This is a genomic window from Glaciecola sp. HA4-3 (genome assembly GCF_055693685.1).
Window position 1 is genome coordinate 2,224,283 of the sequence record NZ_CM146340.1, and the last position, 23,443, is coordinate 2,247,725.

General features: G+C 39.9%; 23 protein-coding genes and 1 pseudogene. 11 read left to right on the forward strand and 13 right to left on the reverse strand.

The window, feature by feature from the left end; translation table 11 throughout:
• Positions 1–5: 5 nt before the first annotated feature.
• The 4 genes from nrdR to ACZ1G6_RS10590 all read right to left on the reverse strand — a co-directional run bounded on the left by nrdR (position 6) and on the right by ACZ1G6_RS10590 (position 2,994).
• Positions 6–458, reverse strand: coding sequence for a transcriptional regulator NrdR (nrdR, locus tag ACZ1G6_RS10575; RefSeq protein ID WP_472616268.1), 453 nt, complete (start codon positions 456–458; stop codon positions 6–8).
• 117 nt (positions 459–575) lie between these two features.
• Positions 576–1,832, reverse strand: coding sequence for a serine hydroxymethyltransferase (gene glyA / locus ACZ1G6_RS10580; RefSeq protein WP_472616269.1), 1,257 nt, complete (start codon positions 1,830–1,832; stop codon positions 576–578).
• Positions 1,833–1,970: 138 nt separating this feature from the next.
• Positions 1,971–2,546 carry a UDP-3-O-(3-hydroxymyristoyl)glucosamine N-acyltransferase gene (locus tag ACZ1G6_RS10585; protein ID WP_472616270.1) on the reverse strand — a complete coding sequence of 192 codons (576 nt, stop codon included), beginning with the start codon at positions 2,544–2,546 and terminating at the stop codon, positions 1,971–1,973.
• Positions 2,509–2,994: an LpxD N-terminal domain-containing protein gene (locus ACZ1G6_RS10590; protein ID WP_472616271.1), complete on the reverse strand. Its 486-nt coding sequence runs from the start codon at positions 2,992–2,994 to the stop codon at positions 2,509–2,511. The genes ACZ1G6_RS10585 and ACZ1G6_RS10590 overlap by 38 nt, the downstream gene beginning before the upstream one ends.
• Positions 2,995–3,134: 140 nt before the next feature.
• On the opposite strand from ACZ1G6_RS10590, the gene ettA reads away from it, so the two are divergent.
• The 8 genes from ettA to ACZ1G6_RS10630 all read left to right on the forward strand — a co-directional run bounded on the left by ettA (position 3,135) and on the right by ACZ1G6_RS10630 (position 11,106).
• Positions 3,135–4,799 carry an energy-dependent translational throttle protein EttA gene (gene ettA, locus ACZ1G6_RS10595; protein WP_472616272.1) on the forward strand — a complete coding sequence of 555 codons (1,665 nt, stop codon included), beginning with the start codon at positions 3,135–3,137 and terminating at the stop codon, positions 4,797–4,799.
• A gap of 115 nt (positions 4,800–4,914) precedes the next feature.
• On the forward strand, positions 4,915–5,286 hold the full coding sequence (locus ACZ1G6_RS10600) for a hypothetical protein (protein WP_472616273.1): 372 nt from the start codon (positions 4,915–4,917) through the stop codon (positions 5,284–5,286).
• On the forward strand, positions 5,264–5,821 hold the full coding sequence (locus ACZ1G6_RS10605; RefSeq protein WP_472616274.1) for a glycosyltransferase: 558 nt from the start codon (positions 5,264–5,266) through the stop codon (positions 5,819–5,821). Before ACZ1G6_RS10600 ends, ACZ1G6_RS10605 begins: the two co-directional genes overlap by 23 nt.
• Positions 5,822–5,830: 9 nt before the next feature.
• Entirely contained in the window at positions 5,831–6,409 is a 579-nt protein-coding gene (locus ACZ1G6_RS10610) for a glycosyltransferase (RefSeq protein WP_472616275.1), read from the forward strand.
• On the forward strand, positions 6,310–6,939 hold the full coding sequence (locus ACZ1G6_RS10615) for a glycosyltransferase (protein ID WP_472616276.1): 630 nt from the start codon (positions 6,310–6,312) through the stop codon (positions 6,937–6,939). The genes ACZ1G6_RS10610 and ACZ1G6_RS10615 overlap by 100 nt, the downstream gene beginning before the upstream one ends.
• Positions 6,940–7,020: 81 nt before the next feature.
• A complete protein-coding gene (locus ACZ1G6_RS10620) occupies positions 7,021–7,752 on the forward strand; it encodes a hypothetical protein (RefSeq protein ID WP_472616277.1) in 732 nt (243 codons plus the stop codon).
• A 122-nt stretch (positions 7,753–7,874) separates the two neighbouring features.
• Complete coding sequence (locus tag ACZ1G6_RS10625) at positions 7,875–8,453, forward strand: hypothetical protein (protein ID WP_472616278.1); 579 nt, start codon at positions 7,875–7,877, stop codon at positions 8,451–8,453.
• Entirely contained in the window at positions 8,356–11,106 is a 2,751-nt protein-coding gene (locus ACZ1G6_RS10630) for a S41 family peptidase (protein WP_472618973.1), read from the forward strand. Before ACZ1G6_RS10625 ends, ACZ1G6_RS10630 begins: the two co-directional genes overlap by 98 nt.
• A gap of 106 nt (positions 11,107–11,212) precedes the next feature.
• Here the strand turns inward: ACZ1G6_RS10630 and radA are convergent, their stop codons facing one another.
• Entirely contained in the window at positions 11,213–12,595 is a 1,383-nt protein-coding gene (gene radA / locus ACZ1G6_RS10635) for a DNA repair protein RadA (RefSeq protein ID WP_472616279.1), read from the reverse strand.
• 126 nt (positions 12,596–12,721) lie between these two features.
• Between radA and ACZ1G6_RS10640 the strand changes: the two genes are divergently transcribed.
• Both ACZ1G6_RS10640 and ACZ1G6_RS10645 read left to right on the forward strand, forming a co-directional pair.
• Complete coding sequence (locus ACZ1G6_RS10640) at positions 12,722–15,226, forward strand: PilZ domain-containing protein (protein WP_472616280.1); 2,505 nt, start codon at positions 12,722–12,724, stop codon at positions 15,224–15,226.
• Between the two features lie 36 nt (positions 15,227–15,262).
• Positions 15,263–15,769: a DUF3087 domain-containing protein gene (locus ACZ1G6_RS10645; RefSeq protein WP_472616281.1), complete on the forward strand. Its 507-nt coding sequence runs from the start codon at positions 15,263–15,265 to the stop codon at positions 15,767–15,769.
• Positions 15,770–15,773: 4 nt separating this feature from the next.
• Here the strand turns inward: ACZ1G6_RS10645 and serB are convergent, their stop codons facing one another.
• A complete protein-coding gene (serB, locus tag ACZ1G6_RS10650) occupies positions 15,774–16,379 on the reverse strand; it encodes a phosphoserine phosphatase SerB (protein WP_472616282.1) in 606 nt (201 codons plus the stop codon).
• Positions 16,380–16,387: 8 nt separating this feature from the next.
• The gene (locus ACZ1G6_RS10655; protein WP_472616283.1) at positions 16,388–16,792 is read right to left on the reverse strand and encodes a hypothetical protein; all 405 of its coding nucleotides are present in this window, start codon (positions 16,790–16,792) and stop codon (positions 16,388–16,390) included.
• A 156-nt stretch (positions 16,793–16,948) separates the two neighbouring features.
• Here ACZ1G6_RS10655 and ACZ1G6_RS10660 point away from each other — a divergent pair, with 156 nt between their 5' ends.
• A complete protein-coding gene (locus ACZ1G6_RS10660) occupies positions 16,949–17,533 on the forward strand; it encodes an AhpA/YtjB family protein (RefSeq protein ID WP_472616284.1) in 585 nt (194 codons plus the stop codon).
• Here the strand turns inward: ACZ1G6_RS10660 and ACZ1G6_RS10665 are convergent.
• From ACZ1G6_RS10665 to lepA, 6 genes and pseudogenes are all read right to left on the reverse strand, one after another.
• Positions 17,497–18,303, reverse strand: a complete 807-nt coding sequence (locus ACZ1G6_RS10665; RefSeq protein WP_472616285.1) for a TatD family hydrolase — start codon at positions 18,301–18,303, stop codon at positions 17,497–17,499. The genes ACZ1G6_RS10660 and ACZ1G6_RS10665 overlap by 37 nt on opposite strands.
• Before the next feature lie 15 nt (positions 18,304–18,318).
• Positions 18,319–18,960 carry a pyridoxamine 5'-phosphate oxidase gene (gene pdxH, locus ACZ1G6_RS10670; RefSeq protein WP_472616286.1) on the reverse strand — a complete coding sequence of 214 codons (642 nt, stop codon included), beginning with the start codon at positions 18,958–18,960 and terminating at the stop codon, positions 18,319–18,321.
• Between the two features lie 14 nt (positions 18,961–18,974).
• Positions 18,975–19,881: pseudogene (gene era, locus ACZ1G6_RS10675) on the reverse strand (GTPase Era).
• The gene (gene rnc, locus ACZ1G6_RS10680; protein WP_472618974.1) at positions 19,878–20,555 is read right to left on the reverse strand and encodes a ribonuclease III; all 678 of its coding nucleotides are present in this window, start codon (positions 20,553–20,555) and stop codon (positions 19,878–19,880) included. The pseudogene era and the gene rnc overlap by 4 nt, the downstream one beginning before the upstream one ends.
• Positions 20,556–20,580: 25 nt before the next feature.
• Positions 20,581–21,459 (reverse strand): signal peptidase I, encoded by an 879-nt coding sequence (lepB, locus tag ACZ1G6_RS10685; RefSeq protein WP_472616287.1) that lies wholly within the window; start codon positions 21,457–21,459, stop codon positions 20,581–20,583.
• Positions 21,459–23,255, reverse strand: coding sequence for a translation elongation factor 4 (gene lepA / locus ACZ1G6_RS10690; RefSeq protein WP_472616288.1), 1,797 nt, complete (start codon positions 23,253–23,255; stop codon positions 21,459–21,461). Before lepA ends, lepB begins: the two co-directional genes overlap by 1 nt.
• Positions 23,256–23,443: the final 188 nt, after the last annotated feature.

Sequence of the window (23,443 nt, forward strand, 5' to 3'; positions counted from 1 at the left end):
ACACGCTAGTCATCTGAGAGTTTAGCTATTTCTTCACCAAACTCTTTTATATCTTCAAATGAACGATACACAGACGCAAAACGAACATATGCGACTTTATCTAAGTTTTTAAGTGCGCTCATTATCAGCTCACCTATGAATTCACTTTTAACTTCTCTTTCGCCCGTTGCTCTAAGTTCTGATTTGATTCGCGCGATGGTTCTGTCTATTGATTCTGTACTTACAGGCCGTTTTTCAAGAGCTCTTGTTAAGCCTGCATTAAGCTTATCTTCATTAAAGGGTTCTCGTGTTTTATCACGCTTGATAACTTTGGGCATTACAAGCTCTGCTTGCTCAAATGTAGTAAATCGCTCAGAACAAACAATACATTGACGTCTTCTGCGAATTTGTTCACCACCGGCCACTAATCTAGAATCAATTACTTTCGTTTCTTGCGCGCTACAAAACGGACAAAACATATTTCACCCTTAACTGACAGTACATCATTATAGGTTTAGCCTTTACCAAACCGGTTCGGTCTTCACTAACGATAAAGCCGGACGTAATCCGGCTTTGTTGCTTACTTAAGCTCTATATTAGGCATAAACAGGGTGTTTTTCGCACAGTGTTACCACTTCGCTTTTCACTCTTTGTATAACACTATCATCGCCCATATTGTCTAGTACATCACAAATCCAAGTAGCGACTTGGGCCGCTTCTGCTTCACCAAAACCACGTCTTGTAATTGCAGGCGTTCCGATTCTTAAGCCGCTGGTGACAAATGGAGAACGAGGATCATTAGGTACGGCATTTTTATTGACGGTAATGTTGGCATTGCCTAGCGCTGCATCCGCATCTTTACCGGTAATATCTTTGTCAATCAAATCAAGTAGAAACAAGTGATTCTCGGTGCCGTTAGACACGACCTTGTACCCTCTATCTTGCAGCACTTTACACATTGTTTTTGCATTTTTTAGCACTTGCTGTTGATATGTCTTAAATTCAGGTGCCAATGCTTCTTTGAACGCCACCGCTTTTGCCGCTATTACATGACACAGCGGGCCGCCTTGGTTACTAGGAAAGACTGCACTATTGAATTTTTTATAAAGTGTTTCATCACCGCATGCCGACAAAATCAAGCCTCCACGAGGGCCTGCCAATGTTTTATGTGTTGTAGTAGTTACAACGTGGGCGTGAGGGATTGGACTAGGATATTCACCAGCAGCTACCAAGCCAGCAACGTGTGCCATGTCGACTAACAAATAAGCGCCGACTTTGTCTGCAATTTCGCGAAACCTTGCCCAATCAACAATACCAGAATAAGCAGAAAAACCACCAATGATCATTTTTGGTTTATGCTCCAAAGCAAGCGCTTCTACTTTTTCATAATCGATAATACCGGTGTCTGGGTGCAAACCATATTGCACTGCGTTATATGTTTTACCCGAAAAATTCACATGGGCACCATGTGTCAAATGCCCACCATCAGCTAGGCTCATTCCTAGTACAGTATCCCCTGCATCAATAAGCGCCATAAACACAGCCGTGTTTGCTTGTGAGCCAGAATGTGGCTGCACGTTAGCGTATTGAGCCCCAAATAGCTCCTTCGCTCTATCGATAGCAAGTTGCTCTGCGACATCAACATGCTCACAGCCACCGTAATAACGTTTACCTGGATATCCTTCAGCATATTTGTTAGTCAACTGAGAACCCTGTGCTTCCAATACTCTGGCGCTACAATAGTTTTCAGACGCTATCAATTCAATATGATGTTCCTGTCTTTGTTTTTCTGCTTCCATTGCCGCTGATAATTCTGGATCAAACTCGGCAATGCTCATATTGCTAGATAACATAAAGGCTCCTGTAGCTTTCGCGTGATTTTCGTCGTGTGTATGGCGCGATATTGTAGCGATTTTATTCGTTTTGTATAGACTCTATAACAATAACAAATGCTTTTTGTGTAAACACCTTTACCAAGCGATTAGTCTTGCCTACTCTTGTTCTTTTGCTTGGGCTTCGAGGGCTTTCACGCGTTCAACTAATTTATTAATTTGGCGAAGTTGGACTGCATTTTTTAACCACTCTTTATTTGGCAATGCTGGCATCCCTGAAGAGTAAACACCCGGTTCAGAAAGACTTTTGGTCACCATTGTATTGCCTGTAATTTGCACCTTATCACCTATAGTAATGTGCCCATTTACCGCAACATGACCACCTAACACTGAATATTTCCCAATTTTTGTACTGCCAGCCATCCCCATTTGTCCACATAAACAAGCATGGTCATCAATATGACAGTTATGAGCAATATGCACCAAAGAATCAATAATGACGTTTTTACCAATCACAGTATTGTCCAATGCCCCTCGGTCAATATTTGCATGAGAGCCGATTTCTGTATCGTTGCCCACAATCACCGTGCCTGTTTGCGGAATTTTTATCCATTGGCCCTTGTTATTTGCATAACCAAAACCATCTGAACCTATTACTGCATTACTGTGGATAGACACACGGTCACCCAATTCCACTTTATGATAAACAATAACACCTGTAGTGCAAGAAGACATTTTCTCCCAGTTTTGCGAACTCGCCAATAACACAGTTAGCGCTAATCACGCTGTTGTCACCAATTTCGACTCCTGCTTCGATTACCGCCCCATGACTTACGGTGACATTTTTTCCTAATGTTGCCGTTGGGTGGACGAACGCAGTAGTTGCAATACCTGTTTTAACTGAAGGCGCTATATATAAGAGTTGACTTGCTAATGCGAAACCCACATAGGGGTCGTCAACTACAATTGCGTCACCTGAATAATGCTCTAGATCTGCTTTTCGCAAAATAACAGCACCAGCTTGAGTACTAAAGAGTTGTTCGGCAAATTTCTTATTCGATAAAAAGGTAAGTTGATGAGACTTTGCAGTGAGCAGATTAGCCATTTCAGTAATCGTTTTAGATGGATCACCTATGATTTCGCCGTTAATATGTTCAGCAATTTGTTCAAGTGTGAAAGACATGGATAATTCCTTGAAAAAACAATACGCATAAAAATGTAGGGTATCACAAAATCTTCGCTAAGTAGTTCTTAAACAAAGATATGATCTACGCTACACTACATACAACATAGTTCACGTTTTTAGCTAGGAAAGTCAAACCAATGGCACAATACGTATATAGCATGCATAGAGTGGGTAAAATTGTCCCACCCAATCGTCACATTTTAAAAAATATTAGCTTAAGCTTTTTCCCAGGTGCCAAAATAGGTGTTCTTGGCTTAAACGGCGCAGGTAAGTCAACCTTACTCAAAATCATGGCCGGTATTGATCAAGAAATCGAAGGGGAAGCTAGGCCCCAAAGCGATTTAAAAATTGGTTATCTTCCGCAAGAACCTAAACTTGATGAAACAAAAGATGTCAGGGGCAATATTGAACTTGCTGTCAGTGATGTAATTGATGCACTTGCAAGACTTGACCAAGTCTACGCTGCTTATGCTGAAGAAGGCGCGGACTTTGATGCGTTAGCAAAGGAACAAGGTGAACTTGAAGCTATTATTCAATCCAAAGATGGCCATAATATAGAAAACGCACTTGAGCGGGCAGCAAATGCATTGCGCTTGCCCCCTTGGGACGCGGATGTAAGTAAACTTTCAGGTGGTGAACAACGTCGCGTTGCGTTGTGTAAGTTACTTTTGGAAAAACCTGAAATGCTATTACTTGACGAACCTACTAACCACTTAGATGCTGAATCTGTCGCTTGGCTAGAGCGCTTTTTACACGATTACGAAGGGACAGTAGTTGCCATTACCCACGATCGATATTTCTTGGATAATGTTGCTGGCTGGATTCTGGAACTAGATAGAGGCGAAGGTATTCCTTGGGAAGGTAATTATTCAAGTTGGCTTGAACAAAAAGACGCAAGACTTGAACAAGAAGAACGTACAGAAAATGCTCGCCAAAAATCAATTAAACAAGAACTTGAATGGGTGCGCACGAACCCCAAAGGCCGACATGCAAAAAGTAAAGCTCGCATGGCACGATTTGAAGAACTCAGCACCGGTGATTACCAAAAACGTAACGAGACAAACGAATTATTTATACCGCCAGGTGAGCGACTTGGTGACCAAGTTATCGAAATTAAAAACCTTTCTAAATCTTATGGCGATAGACTGTTGATAGATGACTTGTCATTTACTGTACCTAAAGGCGCCATAGTGGGTATTATCGGCCCTAATGGTGCAGGTAAATCCACTTTATTTAGAATGATAACGAATAATGAAAGTCCCGATTCAGGCGAAATCATAATAGGCGAAACAGTACAAGTCGCCAGCGTTGATCAATTTAGAGATCACATGGACGAAAGCAAAACAGTATATCAAGAAATCTCAGACGGCCAAGATATTGTTAAAATTGGTAACTTTGAGATAAATAGTCGTGCATATTGCAGTCGTTTTAATTTCAAAGGGACTGACCAAAAGAAATTTATCAAGGACCTTTCTGGTGGAGAACGTAATCGCGTCCACTTGGCAAAATTACTCAAAGCAGGTGGCAATACACTCTTACTTGATGAGCCAACCAATGATTTAGATGTTGAAACGCTTCGTGCGCTTGAGAACGCAATTTTAGAGTTCCCTGACTGCGTCATGGTGATATCGCATGACCGCTGGTTTTTAGACCGAGTAGCAACACATATCTTAGACTATCGCGACGAAGGTAAAGTGAATTTCTACGAAGGCAACTACAGCGACTATGCAACTTGGTTAAAAGACACTTATGGACAAGACGTCGTTGAACCTCATCGCTTGAAGTACAAAAAAATAGGATAATCGATAAGACCTATCATAGGATGATAAACACAAAGGTGATTACGTGTTATGGTAGGTTTTACGACATAGTTAACAAGGCCTTATTAAAAAAGGCTCAACGCGTTTACATATCAATATGAAAATAACGAAAACATATCCGGTAAATCGCTTCAACACAGCAGCTATACAACTTTATCGTTTGGTGCTAGGTCGTATTCTTCCTGCATCGTGGCAACGTGAAGCAATACCGCCTGTAGAGCAGCGAAAAGCAGTACAAGGCATATTTGATCTAGAAATTGTCACTCACTGCTGGGGCTATGCCAATATGTTGACTTATCAACTAAGCTCCTTCGTCAATTATCCACCAAGCAAATTACGCCTGACCGTAACCGTTTTTTACAATGAAGACGATCTTAAGACCAAAGCGGCTTTAGACTTTTTCGCTAAAAAAGATATCCCAAATCTGACTCTGGAATTTTCATGCGATGAGCAAAGGAAAATTGTTTAGACGAGGCATTGGCAGAAACATGGCCGCTCGCTCAACAAGCGCTGATTGGGTATGGTTTACTGATTGCGATATTATTTTTCATGAGAACTGTTTAGATTCTCTTGCCGAGAAACTACAAGGTGAAAGAGGATTGTTATTTTTCCCTGAAAAAGAAAAAATCACACAGATGCTCAAAGACGATGATCCAATGCTCATCAAAGACAGTGAACCACAACTTATTGATATTCAAGCTGATAATTTTAGCTATTACGAGCGAGATAAATCACGCAATAAAGCGCGCGGTCCTTTCCAGATTGTCCATGGAGATGTTGCTAGAGCAATTGGATATTGTGAGAAATTATTTATGTTTCAAACAGAATCAGACCGTTGGCGGAAAACCTATGAAGACACCGCTTTTAGATGGCTTTTGGGTACCGATGGCGAAGCAATCGATATTGACGGGGTATTCCATATACATCATGTGACTAAAGGCAGATATACTAAAGATAGTAAGTTATCTGAAATGCGTAGCAAAATCAGACTTAGTCAAAAGTAAGCAATAATAATGAGTGTTAAGGTCCTTGTCTTTACGAAAAAAGTGTTACCTCCCTCAAATACTTTTGTTGCCGTTCAAAGTCTCAACACACCGGGAATAAAGCCAATTTATATCGGCTTTAAACAAACCTCTTCTGCAAAGGGTCTAATTGGGAATAATATTCCCTGCGTGCTTTCTGATTTTTCTCATTTTCCAGCTTTGAGTAAACTACTATTAGATGCTTTTCAAATATTTCCTGCACGCTGGTTAAGCGCAATAAAAACACATCAACCGTCTCTTATCCACGCACATTTTGGCAAAGGTGGTTACTATTGTATAAAACTAGCCAAGCAATTAAACATCCCTTTGATTGTCAGTTTTCATGGTTCAGATATCACACAAAACGATAAATTTTCATATTCCCAAAAGCATCGACTAGCTGTCTTCGAACATGCTGATAAAATAATTGCAATATCGTCTTTTATTAAACAAAAGCTTATCGAAAAAGGATGCCCCCTCAAAAAATCGTACAACTATATACAGGTATCGATACTCAACACTTTTCACCCGCAAATAATCAAGCAGATATACCGACTATTGTTTTTGTAGGGCGACTGATTAAGCAAAAAGGCTGTGATTACCTGATTCAAGCGATGTCAACCGTACGAAAATGTGTTCCTGAAGTAAGACTCATCATCGTAGGTGATGGTGTCGAAAAAAATAACCTTGAAACTTCAGCCAAGGGACATTTTGACATTCAATTTGTCGGTCAACAAGGTAGCGAACAGGTCAAACAAATACTTGATCAAGCATGGGTGATGTGCGCGCCAAGCATCACACTAAAAAGAGGAAACGAAGAAGGCCTAGGCTCTGTTTTTTTAGAAGCTCAAGCTATGGAAACCCCAGTTGTGTCATTTAATACAGGAGGGGTCAGCGAAGCAGTTATTCATGAACAAACAGGTATTATTGTAGATGATATTTGTAGCGAGGCGCTAGCAAAGGCTTTGATTAGCCTTTTACAAGACGAACAAAAACGAAAGAGCTTCGGGCAAGCAGGAAGAAAACACATAAGTGCATCATTTAATGCAAAAAAACAGTGCCAAACGCTGAGCGAGTTGTATCAACACGTTATTACCTAAAGGGCCGCGCATTATATACAATATGGATCGTTCCTAGTGTTTGTATAGTACAAACTAAGACAATAAAAAGAGGACGAAGATGTGATTAAGTTGATTGTAAGCGTGTTTGCGTGCATAAGCTTACTATACAACATAGATGCACATGCAAACTACGAACTTGGCTGTGACGATCCTAAGTATCATGAATATATGGAAAGACGATTCGCATTTTTTGAGGATAAAAATAAACGAGCGTTTCAAGAAAGCCTTCGAGCATATCAGCAGAGTATAGACCTGGGCAAAAACCCCTATAAAGTTATTGCTAATCTTAGTCGACACCTAAAATATAGCGCACAATTTGACCCTATTGATGAAGTCATTTTAAAAATTGACATGCTTTTTGAACATGCAGATAAACTCAGTATTGATCAACAAATTGTAGGGAATGTCTTTGACAGCTTTAGTAGCGAAGCACATGCAGTTGGGATTGCTCGTGCATGGATAGCGTATCGGCAGGGTAAACATGAACTGGCATTTACCGAATTATTGAAATCTATTGAGTTAAGTGGCTCGGCCGTAATGAATGCTTTTGGGCCCGATTTTAATCTTGCACGCCAGATATATCGAGATGGACATAGTGAAGTAATCATCACTTATATCGATAAGACCCAAGGTTTTTGGAAAGGGAAACGACCTGATGGACTAAGGTATATATGGCTAAATATGATTGATGAACAGTGTCAAATCCAATTTGACTACTTTGATACGATAAAAGCTCTAGAGCTTGGTCTTCAAGTCATCGATGTCAATAAAGACTATGGACTAGGTAACTAGATTACTTACACATAAAAGCTCGACCACCTTCCTATATTTGACCCCTTGTCAAAATGACCATATGCTAAAGTATGAAAATTGAACACCCTAGCATATTGAATATAAAAATAAGGACAGCAAATATGAGCTCCGCTTTAAAAGTAAGTTTATTAGTGAGTTTACTCTTAATAAGTGTAAATCTTCATGCAAAACAACTCTTGCGAGACCCTAGTTTACATGGCGATACACTTGTTTTCTCATATGCAAATGATATTTGGAAAGTAGACCTTGCTGGGGGTGAAGCGACAAGACTTACTAATTTCCAAGGTCTAGAAACTGCCCCTAAGTTATCACCTGATGGCAAATTGATTGCATTTTCAGGCGAGTATGCTGGCAACACCGATGTTTATATTGTGAGCGTCGATGGCGGCCCCGTGAAGCGTCTAACCTATCACCCATCAAAAGATGAAGCTGTTGATTGGGCTGCTGATAGCCAATCCGTTTTATTTAGAACAACGCGCAATAACGCTCCTCGTTCTTGGGACCGCTTATATACCATTTCAGTTGACTCAGGGAATGCTTCGGCTTTGCCCATGAATCGAGCATATAACGGTTCGTTCAACGATAGCGGCGACAAGCTGGTCTTTAGGCGCCCATGGACATTGGGACAAAGGATGGAGAAACTATCGCGGCGGCCAGAATCAAGCACTTCGTATTATTGATTTAGACAGTCTTGAAGAAATTGATCTTCCCTTTTCAAATGAAAGCTTACAATCGCCCTATTGGCAAAATGACGACATTTATTTTTTGTCCAACCAATCAGATGTGACCAATGTATTTAAGTACTCTGTTAGCACGCAAACGATATCGCAGGTTACACGCTCTAACGATTGGGATGTAATGAGTTACGCGGTAGATAAAGACAATGTTGTATTTGAATACTTAGGTGATTTCTATCACCAAAAAGGAAATAGTGCCCCTACTAAAATTGCGATTGATATCAATGCGAATTTTTATTGGCTAAGAGAGCAGTATGTAGATGCTAGCCAGAATGTAACACATGTTGAATTTTCTCCTAGTGGAAAAAGACTTATCGTATCTGCTCGCGGAGATGTTTTTACTGTGCCTGTTGAACACGGTTCGGTTCGCAACTTAACCGATACATCTTCTTATAGAGAAACTAATCCTGCTTGGTCGTCAAAGGGAGATAAGGTTGCTTGGTTTAGTGATGAATCTGGAGAGTACCAGCTCATTATTGCCGACCAATTTGGGGTTATTGCCAAAGAAATAGCATTAGACTCAAAAGGTTTTTATGGTGATTTACTTTGGTCACCTGATGACACTAGGTTGGTTTTTTCTGATCAAAATCAACGCTTATGGATTGCTAACAGCGAAAATGGTTCAACACGGATTATCGACCAAAACCAGACGACTCATCCAGAACCCGCTTTAATGGCCAGTTGGTCTCCCGATAGCCAATATGTAGCTTACACAACGCAAAATACCAATATGTTCAGAGAATTACATATCTACTCTGTCAGTTCACGAACCAGCAAAAAAGTAAGCGAAGGTATGGCCGAAATTATTTATCCAACATGGGACAAAAACACTCAGCGCTTGTATTTTTTGGCCAGTACCAATCACGGCCCGAATGCAGCATGGCTAGATATGTCAACCATCTCATTTAATTCAACATTCAATATTTACTACGTTTTATTGAATAAGGAAGTAGATTCGCCTTTATTACCCCAGTCTGATGAAGAAGTAATTGATAAACAAATTGATGCATCTGATAACGCTGATAATAACGAGAAAGTCGTTAACTTAGATGCCACACAATTTTTGAGTAGAGTTATGCCCTTACCCGGTAATGACGGACAATACAGCCATTTAAACGCTGGGCAATCTGGCTATTTGTTTTATCTTTCTAACTTTACCAACGCAAGTGGACAAACCCAAAGTGAACTGATGCGTTATAGCATTGAAAATCAAATGGCGACTAGTGTTGCAAGCGATGTTCAAAGTTATCGCTTATCTGCTGATGGAGAATCACTACTAATACAAAGCGCTGGCTCTTGGAGAGTATTTGCTGCATCAGGACAATCAGGTCCTGATGATAAAAAAATTAATTTAGTACTAAACAAACGCGTTAATTATCAACAAGAATGGCAGCAAATATTTACCGAAGCATGGCGCTTTCAGCGTGACTATTTGTATGTCGATAATTTTCATGGCGCTGATTGGGAACAAGTGTATGAAACTTATCTTCCCTTAGTTTCGTCGGTTAGCCATCCTGCTGATTTAACATATTTACTCGATACACTGGGTGGTGAAGTCGCTATTGGACATTCATACACGCGCTTTGGTGACTTGCCTGAAACAGATGATAGTAAAATTGGTCTGTTAGGGATTGATTACGAAATTAATAAAAATGGTGTGAAAATTAGCCAGATTTATACAGGCGAAACCTATTATCCTTCGCAAAATCTGCAAGCTCCACTTGCAAAAGTAGCCCATCAAATAGCGCCTGATAGCTATTTAGTAGCGGTAAATGGAAAGCAAATTGATACTAATGAGAATCTATATTCATATTTTGAAGGGACATTGGGCAAACAAACTACAGTGACGCTACGCTCAAACTTAAATGATGGTGACACGAATACTTTTACCGTTATTCCTGTTGGTGATGAAACGGCTTTAAGGCGTAATCATTGGGCCGAATCAAACCGTCAATATGTTGAGGAAAAGTCAGGTGGCAAACTCGCGTATGTTTGGATTCCTGATACGGCAGACAATGGATACATTTCTTTTAACCGACATTTTTTTGCGCAAACAGACCGTCAAGGCGTCATTTTAGATGAACGATTTAACCATGGCGGCTTTATTGCCAATTATGTCATTGATGTCCTTAGGCGCGAGCTCAATGGCTATTTTAATAATCCTTTTAATCAAAATCAGCCAATGACAAGTCCTGACTCAGGCATCTGGGATACTCAAGTGATGTTAATTAATGAAGTATCGGGTTCTGGTGGTGACATGCTGCCTTATATGTTCAAGCACTATGAATTAGGCCCCCTTATCGGAAAGAGAACATGGGGTGGACTAGTAGGCATTTGGGGCGTTCCTCCGCTTATTGATGGAGGTTATATCACCGCGCCGCGATCTGGCTTTTATGATTTAAATGGGCAGTGGAAAGTTGAAAATGAAGGTGTTGCGCCTGACATTAATGTTGAACAGTGGACACGACTCACGGCTCAAGGCCAAGATCCACAATTAGATCGCGCCATTGAAGAAGCGCTTAAAGGGCTGGCGCAAAATACGACGAAGTTGCTACCTCAGCCTAAACCGCCTGTGCGCGTTCCTCAACCTGATTAATGGCACCTTTTTATAACAAAGTGATGGCATGTTTTGCATCACTTTGTTTAATGACAACCACAGATATACAAAGCATGTAGTTAGGGCTCTATTGGTTTTATTGGGTTTATTGAATTAATCCAATAAAGTCATGGATTGTTTTGACTCTAATAATAGTGGCGCCAAGCCCTTCCATTGTTTTGTGATAATTTCTATCTGGAATATAGATTTGTGTGAAGCCATGTTGAGCAGCCTCTTTTACACGAGGCACGCCGCTATCGATGGGCCTAATATCACCATTAAGACTTAGCTCTCCCATGATACATGCCGTTCTTGGTATAACAAACTCATTTAAGCTGCTTAATAAAGCTCCAACTAAAGCCAGATCAATACATGTTTCGGACTCATCGATCTTTAAGCCGCCAACGATGTTGAAAAAGGTATCGTGGAAAATCTTAGTCTTCGTATGCTTACGCAGCACTCCTGTTAACATTTTAATACGATTCATATTCAATCCCACGCAGACACGCTGTGGAAATTCAGCTTCGTTATCTGTCGTCAAACACTGAATCTCTAATAAAATATTACGATTCCCTTTACGAATACACGTTATCGTTGAGCCTGGTGACTCAGTGCTTGAGCCCGATAGAAAAATCTCACTTGGATTATCTACACTTAACATCCCGCGTTCGCACATACGAAAAATACCTACTGTATCGACATCGCCAAAACGGTTTTTATTAGCCCGTAATGTTCTAATTTGACCATCATTGGTATCTATGTGCAGCAAAGCATCGACAATATGTACTAAGGTTTGGGGGCCTGCAATTTCGTTGTTTTTGTTCACGTGCGCAATAATAAACATAGTGACGTTATTTTGCTTACAATACTGTGTTAATGCTTGAGCAGCTGATTTTACTTGTGAAGGTGAACCAGGGCTGCCGTTAGCTAAGTCAGTCACAACTGCTTGAATAGAATCAATCACGGCAAATTTTATCTGTTTATCATCCAGCTCTTCGATGATGGCCTCTACGCTAGTTTGAGAAAGTAAAAATAACTGTTCGTTGTCGTATTTGAGTTTTAGCCTATCGACTCTATTTTTAAACTGCGTCAAGGACTCTTCTGCGGTACAGTATAATGAAGGTGTGTTAAGTGACATTCGCGCAATTAAGTCAGATAAAAGTGTTGTTTTACCTGCGCCTGGATCACCCGATACAATGTTAACAGAGCCAGAAGTAATACCGCCACTTAGCACGCGATCAAGCTCCCCTATACCAGAGAGTCTCTTTTGGGCCTCTACAGACTGAACTTCATCAATTTTTTTTGCACCCGATACAACACTTCCGGCATACCCCATTGAAGCGCTTGTGCTTGGCTGACGCATTTTATTGCTAGATACTTTTATCTCTTTTAATGTATTCCAACTGCCACAAATGCATTGACCTTTCCATTGAGTCGAGCTATTACCACAGTCAGTGCAGACAAATTCTGTTTTTACTTGCTTTGCCATATCCGTTTACTACACACCTAGTTGAAGGTTTTTCACCAATATTTTGAAATTATAACTTGAGTTTACCTTCAATTTGCTTATGGTGTAAAAGAAATACAAGAAAAATTAAAAAGCGTCCGATAAGCTATGCATAAGGCTTTAACTGAGATAGTAAAACAAGACAGTATGGTAGATAAACTATCAGGCTATGAAAGCTTGATAAAGGACCTTGCTCCTTTAGTTAATAAAGCACACTTTAATACTGAATTTGCACAAAGAGCAAAAACAGTGCCTTCAGACATCAAGTTTTTGCTTAAAATGGAAATTAAACGATTAGCAAAACCGTGCATACGCTCTATTGATTTGCGGACAATTGTCAAAGACGACTGCCGACTCTTTACTCATCACGGCATTGATCACTACTTAAATGTTAATGGCATACTCACAATCGAAAAACTCGTAAAACGCTACGGGGAATATACATTTGGCGTATACGAAGAAGTTATTGAACAAGCTATGCAAGAAAAACGGCATTTAATGACTAGCCAGCAAAAAGGGAATTTACTCACCGAACTGAGTTTACCCGATGATAGATACATCACACCATGCCAAGAATTACTAAACTTTCCTACCCGTAAAGAAGAAAGACTTAATTACGTTGTCAATGTCGAACTTTTTTTCAGTGACAACAGCAGTTTACATGCAAGCACATTAGACATTTCACTTTCTGGTTTACGCGTCAAGCTTAAGGATCAAGAAAAGATCTCGCGAATAAAAGCAATCGAACCTGTAAGTATTGTCTTTAGAGGAATAGACCGCGCTCACGGCTTATCAAGAGAAGCCATTGAATATCAAGTGCTTAATATTTCTGGACAAGGTGACAAAGCGCATATTCATCTATACCGAGAAAAACAGGACCATGAATTATTTAATCAATTTGTTCTGCAGCTAATCAAATTACATAAACATCGCTATAAGATTAATTTAGACAATGTCGAAATGGCGATGTCTAGTAAAATATATGAACAAAGCTTTGCCAATAACACTCCAACGCTTCCTCTTTTTATAGAAAGGGATAAAAGCGATTTTTATTACGCTAAATTTGCCAGTATGAACACCTCAAATAAGGGCATATTAGACTATTGGAACAATGAAAATGACCAATGCCTCATTGGCTTTTTGATAAATCCTATTCGTATCCATCAGTTACTCAATAGTAACCATGCTTATCCGCAAATGACCATCTATTGCTTTAATCACATTAAAAATGAAAAGGTCTATTTTTATTCCGCGTCACAATTTGAACTCGATAATAACCCTGCTTTAAAAAGTACTTTTTTAAGTTATGGGTCTCGAAAGGTAAGCTGGCGGGTATATCAGGTAACAATTAGTGATATTCGTCCTAGTGACGCTTTTTCTCCAACGGCGATTCCTGATGGTGTAAACAAAAAAATAGACCAACAAAATCGTCATTTAAGTCCGCGCTTACAAGCATGTTTAAAAAATATAACCAACATGATTAGCGTAAGTGACATCAGCAATCAAAATGCACAAGAGTGTTTTCAGCGCCTTGATATGCACAAGCATAAAGTGCCCTTGTTGAGCCAATTTGGCCACGCAAGAAATAAACTCCCCTATATCGTTAAATCGTTTCGCCACACCCAAAGCGAATTGCGTCGGCAAACTCGTTATATCCTAAGAACACCTGTTGTATTGCGTTCAAATACACAATATATCAGCGGCGTCAGTGAAGATGTATCAATCAGCGGTCTTAAGCTTGAGCTTGATGAAGCGTTTACCCAGCGCCTTAATAGTAAAGTCAGTATTGCCTTGCCAAAGCTACAAAAGATTACTGAGCACTACGATTTAAAAGACTTAACCTATAGAGTTGTGCATATCAATATTGATAAAACCGTCGTACATCTGCAAGCAATAAAAGATGATGAAGTTAGTATTGCAGAAAGCTTTTTTACCCAATTAATTGATAATAATATTGATAAGCTAACCGCGATTAATAATGATGAGCCCGTCGCTGGCATCAGCTCAGCACTGCGAAACATTCACTCGAAGAACAGTCCTCAATTTTGTGCGTATGTGGAAAAGAAAATACAAGGATTTTTGCCAGCAATGGCAACTGTTAGTCAGGTTAGGTCAAAGTGGCAAACATTTTTACATAATGACAAAAGTTTGGCTCACGTTAATCTTGCATGGCTTTATCAGGACGCAGAAAATGGAGAAGACTTTGTTAACAAGTCATTAAAAGTCTTAAAAATTGACCCTAAACCAATTAGGACCGAAATATTTGTCGCCACACCAAAACAAGGTGGGCCTTCTATACAAGTGGTTCAGGCAAAATGGCAGTATGAGTTTAGCCATCATCGCGCTCGCCAAAGTTTTATAAAAAATGCCATGAGTACAGGTGAGTTTTTAGCCTTTAACGTCACCATTAATAAAGCCCTTAAACCCGACCTTGAGAAAATCGAACAAGAGTTACTCTATATGAGCCAACATTTAGTGCATAAAGCCACTTATTTCGAAGAGCGACTTTGGGACATTGCAGGGACTATCTTTTTAACCGATATTACCAACGATGTTCTGCACCGTTATCAAATCAAAGCAAATTCTAATGAATTTGAGGGATCAGACAGGTAAACTAGCACAAAGAAAGAAAGGTATCAGTAATATTATATGGAACTCATCAGGGTCAACAAAACGCGTTATCGTAAACATCTTAACTACATTATTGTTGCATGCATAGTTAGTCTTGCGATAGGTAGCCTTGGGATATCGCAAGTACTTATTTACTGGTTTCCAGATGAAAGTGGCAGCCATTTTCATTGGAACCTTAGCGGAGTGATCACCTGCGCTATTGCAATTGGCCTTACTTTAAAAAAATACCGCTCACACCCATTCATGACAGAAGTAGATTATATTTGGCGACTGAAACATACACTCAACTTGATTAACCGAAAATTGATGAAAATAAAAGATGCTGCTAACGCAGGTGATATCAACGCAATGATATGTTTGCAATATAGTTATGCTGGCTCACGCCTGTTATGGGAGCTTGATGATAATATGATCGTCATGGATGAATTGACACTTGCACAAGCTGAGCTTGATGCACTGGCATCACAATACGGTGTTAGCATTGACGCTCAAGATTTCTCACTTACTCTATTAAAAGACTTTTAATCCATCAATGTTGCAAGCAATATAGTATTCCCTCAAAGCCACAATAATTTATGTTGGCATCAGCTTGTTCACTTACTTTAGGCTTAGCTTTATAAGCAATACCTAAGGACGCTTCGTTCAACATCTCTAAATCATTCGCGCCATCACCGATGGCGACACTCTGACCATCGCTAATGTCAAAAGCTGCCTTTTGTTTAATTAATGTTTCTCGCTTGTACATTGCATTGACTATATCGCCTTTTACTTGGCCGGTAAGTACATCATTACTAAATGCTAGCTCATTTGAAAACGATATATCGATATCGAAGGTGTCTTTAATATGATCAGCAAAAAACGTAAATCCGCCTGAGGCTATACATGTTTTCCATCCGTACTGTCTTAGGGTAGCAATTGTTTGCGCAAAACCTGGGGTAATTGGTAAACGAGATTGCAATTCACTTAACTGTTGCACACTAACACCTTGTAAGCAGCTCAATCTGGCGAAAAGGCTTTGGTTAAAATCAAGTTGACCTTGCATTGCTAGTTCAGTAATTTCGCTAACTTTGTCTCCTGCATCGGCAAACTTTGCGATTTCATCAATACACTCCATATCAATAATCGTGGAATCCATGTCCATTACTAGTAAACCATGAGCAAATCAAGTCTGACAGAAGAAATAGTAAACATATCAAGAAAATATTCTTTTGACAGTATATTTAAACTTTGGGGGTTAAAGAGCTGCGCATTGTCAGTCAAAAACCGTATGTTTATCGCCCGATTTCCAAAATGGCCATCAAAGGGGTGTTTAACTATTTCAATATCTTGTGAATGACTTAGATGGTGGCAGCAAATACTTTGAATTTTGTGAAAATTGATCCCCTGCCCCACAATACAAATATGTGGGCGATGATGAGCGGGGTCCTTTATTAATTCAATGGTGCTCCATTTTCCATCTATATATTGTAAAGCATCGTTTTGGTGTAAACACTCATACAAGTATGCTTGTGATAAAGACTGCTTTTTTGAAAACTCAATCGTGGACAAATGTTTGCTCCTTGCAATGATACTTGCATACTCAAGCACTTAGGATAAAATTAATCACTGGAATGATACTCGTTTATTTAATCGTGTAAACAAATGCTTGGCAATTAAGTCAATATCCTCTAATGTTTGCAGCTTGTCTATACCTTGAGGTTGCTTTTGAAAACATCACACAATTACGCCATTTTTAAACGAATATCGAGTTTAGTATTAGTAATCTTGTGTGTTGTTATCGCCATTAACTTGTATGTCATGCATGTTCAAAATGCGACAAGCTGGTATCAAGTAGAATCGGAACAACTTGGCAGAAGTCTAAGTAAGCAGGCTGCCCTTTTAGTTGCAGCTCCTGTTGCTCGTGAGGACAGTGAGCTTTTGGATTACTACATTGATGTTATTCATGAAGGACGTTATGTAAAAGCAGCTAGTATCTTTGATACTAACGGCGTATATCTAGCTCAGCGAGAAAACAGTCAAAGTGTGCTAGAGATGATTGCCAATCCAGCGGCTAAACCCTTAATCTTTGTGGAAGATATTGTTTTTGAAGGCAATACGCTTGGCTATATAAAACTGATTTTAGATCAAGACACCGTTATTGCACATCATCAACGTTTTAACCAAAACCAATTCATGCAGATTATTTTGATTATCTTTTTGGCAGGTATCGTTGCTGCGCTTTTGACACGTTTGTTTTACAAAACTCGACGTCATTATCGACTAAATGATAACGAAGATACCCTTTTATAGTTTTCACTGGTTTGTTCAACCACTTCCTTTTGTGTTACGCCTTTTAATTGAGCTAATGACTCAGCGACCAAAGGCAGTTGAGTAGGGCTATTTGGCATACCTTGATACCCGTGCAAAGGCATGTCAGGGGCATCAGTTTCCAATACCATACAATTAAGTGGAAGTTTTTCTATTGTAGATCTTGTTTTTCTAGCGCGAGGATAACTTATTGTCCCTCCCACGCCTAATAGAAACCCCATATCGACGTAGGTTTTAGCTGTTTGATAACTTCCACTAAAGGCATGTATAAAGCCACCATAAGCAAACTTTGAACGCTTTAATATTGAAATCAATTCGTTATGAGACTGACGATGATGCAAAATAAGTGGTTTTTTTAGCACCTTGGCTGTGTCGATTTGCAATTCGAGCAGCCTTATTTGAAAGGGCATCGGGATGGCAATGCTAGCATCTAAACCACATTCTCCAACAGCCAAAATCTTGTCTTGATACAATAAGGCCGTTTCTTTGAAGGCGCTTTGATGATCGTCTAACGTCGACTCTCCTTGTTGAAGATACGATTGGTAGAGTGAATCCAAGAAATAAGGATGACACCCCATTGCAATATCGATAGTGCTGAAGCGAGGCTGTAACGTCAATAAACGGTCAAACTGAGATAATGATAGCCCTGGCACCAACATCCGCTCGATGCCTAATTCCAAACATTTTGCCATTATTTGCGCTTGCTTTGTATTAAACGCATCCAAGTCAAAATGACAATGACTATCTATCATCATACATGCCGTATGTTAGGGCATTAAGCGAGCACAAGACCATATACCATCTGAAGATTTAATATATTCAAACCGGTCATGTAGGCGATGCTCGCCTCCTTGCCAAAATTCAATTCGCTGCGGCTTAATCAAGTATCCCCCCCAGAAATCTGGAAGTGGAACATCCCCATTAGCAAATTTTTCTTTCATTTGAGTAAATTGTGTTACTAATAATTGACGAGTTGATATTGGTTTGCTTTGCTGAGAAGCCCATGCCCCCAACTGGCTTTGCTTGGGTCTTGAAAGAAAATATTTCGCAACAGTGCTTCTTGGTAGAAGCTCAGCACTTCCCATTATACTGACTTGACGTTCAAGAAAGTACCAAGGAAAATGCAAGCTAATCTTTGCATTCTTCTTGAGTTCTTGCGCTTTTCGACTCCCTAGATTTGTGTAAAAAACGAAGCCTTCATCGCTTACATCCTTTAGCAAAACAATGCGTTGGCTGGGTTGGCCATGTTCATCTACGGTTGCAACAGTCATCGCATTGGGATCAGGTAATTTGGCATTTATCGCATCATTTAACCAAGTATTGAACAAGTCCATTGGATTGTCAGTAAGTGCTTCTTTATCTAATCGCCCTAGGGTATATTCTTCACGAAAATCTTGTAAGGGTTTCATCTGATTCCTTAGTCTTAGCGGTAGTCTTCTTCATATCCTAAAGAGCGAAGTGCTCTTTCATCATCAGCCCAACCAGATTTGACTTTGACCCAAAGTTCTAAAAACACTTTGTTGTCAAATAATGCTTCCATATCTTTCCTTGCTTCAGAGCCCATCGTTTTGATGTGAGCACCGTTCTTGCCAATTATCATGGGCTTTTGACTGGCTCGTTCAACTAGAATTAATCCATGTATATGATAAACACCTTTTGCGGTCAGCTTAAATTGCTCAATTTCAACAGTAACTGCGTAAGGAAGCTCGTCACCGGTAAAGCGCATCAACTTCTCTCGAATGATTTCTGCAGCCATAAAACGACTCGAACGATCGGTAACATGGTCTTCAGGAAAATAAAAATCTGACTCTGGCAATTGTGCAAAAATTAATTGTCGTAGATTTTCCACCTGCTTTCCTTGCTTTGCTGATATCGGCAGCAAGTTAGCAAATTCATGTTTCTTACTGAGTGCTTTTAAAGTATCGAGCAGCTCACTTTGATCAGGTACTTTGTCAATTTTGTTAATCACTAACCAACAAGGTAAGCCAGAATGTTTTACTTTTTCTAGCACTAAATCATCATCTGATGTCCAGCGTGTTCCTTCGATAACAAACAGCACAAGCGACACATCAGCAAAAGAACTTGCTGCTGCCTTATTCATTAAACGGTTGATTGCACGTTGTTCGTCGGCATGCAAACCAAGGTGTATCAACATATATTGCCTGTTTATTATCTTCTGTATCGATCCCCATTATTCGATGGCGAGTAGTTTGTGGCTTACGTGAGGTAATGCTGACTTTTTGACCTAAAATACGGTTTAAAATGGTAGATTTGCCAACGTTTGGACGACCTACAATCGCTATCATGCCACAGTGCTGCTGATTCATCATATTATATTCTCTAGGACCTTTTTTGCCGCTGCTTGCTCGGCAATGCGGCGACTTCGGCCTGTTCCTTGGTGCGTTATATTTAAAGAGGCAACTTCACAGCTTACAACAAACGTTTGCGCATGGTCTTTTCCAGACACCTCGACAACATGATAGTGAGGTAGTGATATTTGTCGTGATTGTAAGTATTCTTGAAGCTGCGTTTTGTTATCTTTAATTTGAATATTGGGATCGAGTAAGACAAACCGTTGATTGAATAATTGATCGATGGTATTCGTTACCGCATCAATGCCCGATTCAAGATAAATTGCACCTAAAATAGCCTCTACCGCATCAGCTAATGTAGAGTCTCGCCGACTGCCACCAGATTTCAATTCATAAGGACCCAGCTGTAATAAGCTGCCTAATTCTAGTTCTCTAGCAATCTCAGCAAGCGTTTGGCCTTTAACCAGATTAGAGCGCATTCTTGTTAGCTTGCCCTCAGGAACCTTAGGGAACATTTCGTAGAGTCGCTGTGCGATCACCATTCCTAATACAGCATCTCCTAAAAACTCAAGGCGTTCATTATGGGTTTTAGAGGCACTTCGGTGAGTTAAGGCTTGTCGCAATAAAGCTTCATCAGCAAATTGATAATCAATTTTTTTAAGTAATTTGATAAAAGGATTAATCAATAGTATCTGCTCTTAAATCACAAAATAAAAATTAGTCTATGCTACCAATACGGTCAAATCTAACACCTGTTGGTACGAATCCTAGCAAGAAATCATCTTCACTACGGCCAAACTCAAAACTCATCCAAATAAAGACGGCTTTACCGACAACGTTTTCTTCTGGCACATATCCCCAAGCTCGACTATCAAGTGAATTGTCTCGATTATCTCCCATCACAAAGTACTTGCCTTGCGGTACAACAAACTTACCCGGTGCTTCTGGGCGATTAGGGTTTCGCAATATTTTATGGTCCACATCTCCAATTGATTCGGTAAACATGCTCATTACTGCTCCGTGCTCTTGGGCATTACTAATGCCCAAAGACTTAAGATCAACGCCCTTAGGAACCTCACAATTACGACCGGTAGGGCAAGGCGCCTGGATATATACTTGTTTAGAACGGTAATATATCGTTTCACCTAGCAAACCTATAACGCGCTTTATATAATCCACACGCTCATCATCAGGAAACTTAAAAACAATAACATCTCCTCTTTTTATGTCTCCTGTAGCAATAATTTCATTTCGTGCAATAGGATCTTTTAAGCTATACGCAAACTTTTCAACAAGCAAAAAATCCCCAACTAACAAAGTAGGAAACATTGAGCCTGAAGGTATTTGAAATGGTTCATAAATAAATGAGCGGAAGATCATCACGCCAAAGAAAATCGGGAACATTTGTTTACAAAAATCAACACTTGCCGGTAACTCATTTGAGTCGTCCAGTACAGGGGTATCTACTTCATAATGAGCATCAGATTCATTGGCTGTCACCGGCGTTGATTGACGGTGTGTTAGGGCGTATACCAGCCACACCAATCCAGTAATTGCGCTGACCGCTACCAAAAATATAGAAAAATAGTTAGCCATTAGTTATCAACCTTCAAGATAGCTAAAAAAGCGTCTTGAGGTAACTCTACATTACCGACCTGCTTCATTCGCTTTTTACCTTCTTTTTGTTTTTGTAGTAGTTTTTTCTTACGGCTGACATCGCCGCCGTAACACTTTGCAATCACGTTTTTACGAAGTTGCTTGACCGTACTACGCGCAACGACATGGTTTCCGATAGCTGCTTGAATCGCAATATCGAACATCTGTCTTGGGATTAGTTCTCTTAACTTATCAACTAAGTCACGCCCCCTGTAAGGAGCATTATCTTTATGCGTGATCAAGGCTAAGGCATCGACGCGTTCACCATTGATTAGAATATCAAGCCTAACCATATCTGCTTCTTGGAACCGGGTAAAGTTGTAATCTAATGATGCGAAACCACGACTTGTTGATTTAAGCCGGTCAAAGAAGTCCAAAACGACCTCTGCCATTGGTAGATCATACGTTACCGCCACTTGCTTTCCATGATAGACCATACTGGTTTGCACGCCGCGCTTTTCGATGCATAAGGTTATGACATTACCCAAATATTCTTGAGGTACAAGAATGTTTGCTGTCACGATAGGTTCACGAATCTCATCAATATCGTTTACCGCCGGCAATTTAGACGGATTATCAACTTTTGTGATATCGCCTTTAGTGGTTTTAACTTCATACACCACTGTTGGCGCAGTAGTAATTAAATCTAAGTCATATTCTCTTTCTAGTCTTTCTTGGATAATCTCCATATGAAGCATACCCAAAAAGCCGATACGGAACCCAAAACCGAGTGCTCCAGAGCTTTCTGGTTCATAAAATAGTGACGCATCATTTAGACTTAACTTCGCTAATGCATCACGAAAATCTTCATAGTCATCAGAACTTACAGGAAACAAGCCTGCATATACTTGCGGCTTTACCTTTTTAAAGCCCGGAAGCGCTTTCTCAGTGGGGTCTTTAGCTAGCGTAATTGTATCGCCAACAGGGGCGCCGTGGATCTCTTTAATACCGGCGATGATAAACCCTACTTCACCGGTTTTCAGCGACTTTGTTTCAGTTTGTTTAGGTGTAAAAATACCAATTTTATCTGCTTGATGAATCGCTCCAGTTGATAATATCTTTATCTTATCTTTAGCATTTAGCTCACCATTTACGATTCGGACTAGCGACACAACGCCTTGATAATTGTCAAACCATGAATCAATAATCAATGCTTCTAGTTTTCCCTGTTCGTCACCAATAGGTGGCGGAACTTGCTTGACAATAACTTCTAATACATCTTTAATACCAATGCCTGTTTTAGCCGAACAACGCACAGCATCTATTGCATCTATCCCAACGATATCCTCAATCTCTTCTGCGACTCTGTCGGGTTCAGCTTGCGGTAAATCGATCTTGTTTAGAATTGGCACAACTTCCATATCTAAATCGATAGCGGTGTAGCAATTTGCCAATGTTTGTGCTTCAACGCCTTGTCCAGCATCAACAACCAACAAAGCACCTTCACATGCTGCTAATGACCTTGATACTTCATATGTGAAATCGACGTGCCCGGGCGTATCAATGAAATTTAATTGATAGGTCTCACCATCGTCTGCAGTGTAATGCAAAGTGACACTTTGAGCTTTGATTGTAATCCCACGTTCTCGCTCAATATCCATGGAATCAAGAACCTGCTCAGCCATTTCTCGGCTGCTTAAACCGCCACACTCTTGTATTAGGCGATCAGATAAAGTCGATTTACCATGATCAATGTGCGCGATAATACTAAAATTTCGGATATTCTTTAATTGCATAAGTACAGCGTTACCTATAATGCCTAAAGCCTTATTTTTATGGCTTTAAAACGAAAATGATGCAGCAGTAAATTACAATAAACTGCTGACAAAAATTAGACGCGGATTTTACCGTTTTGTCGCACAAAATGCGACTAAACCTGAATAATATACGTGATTTAGTCTAATTTAGTTGTGAAACACGCCTT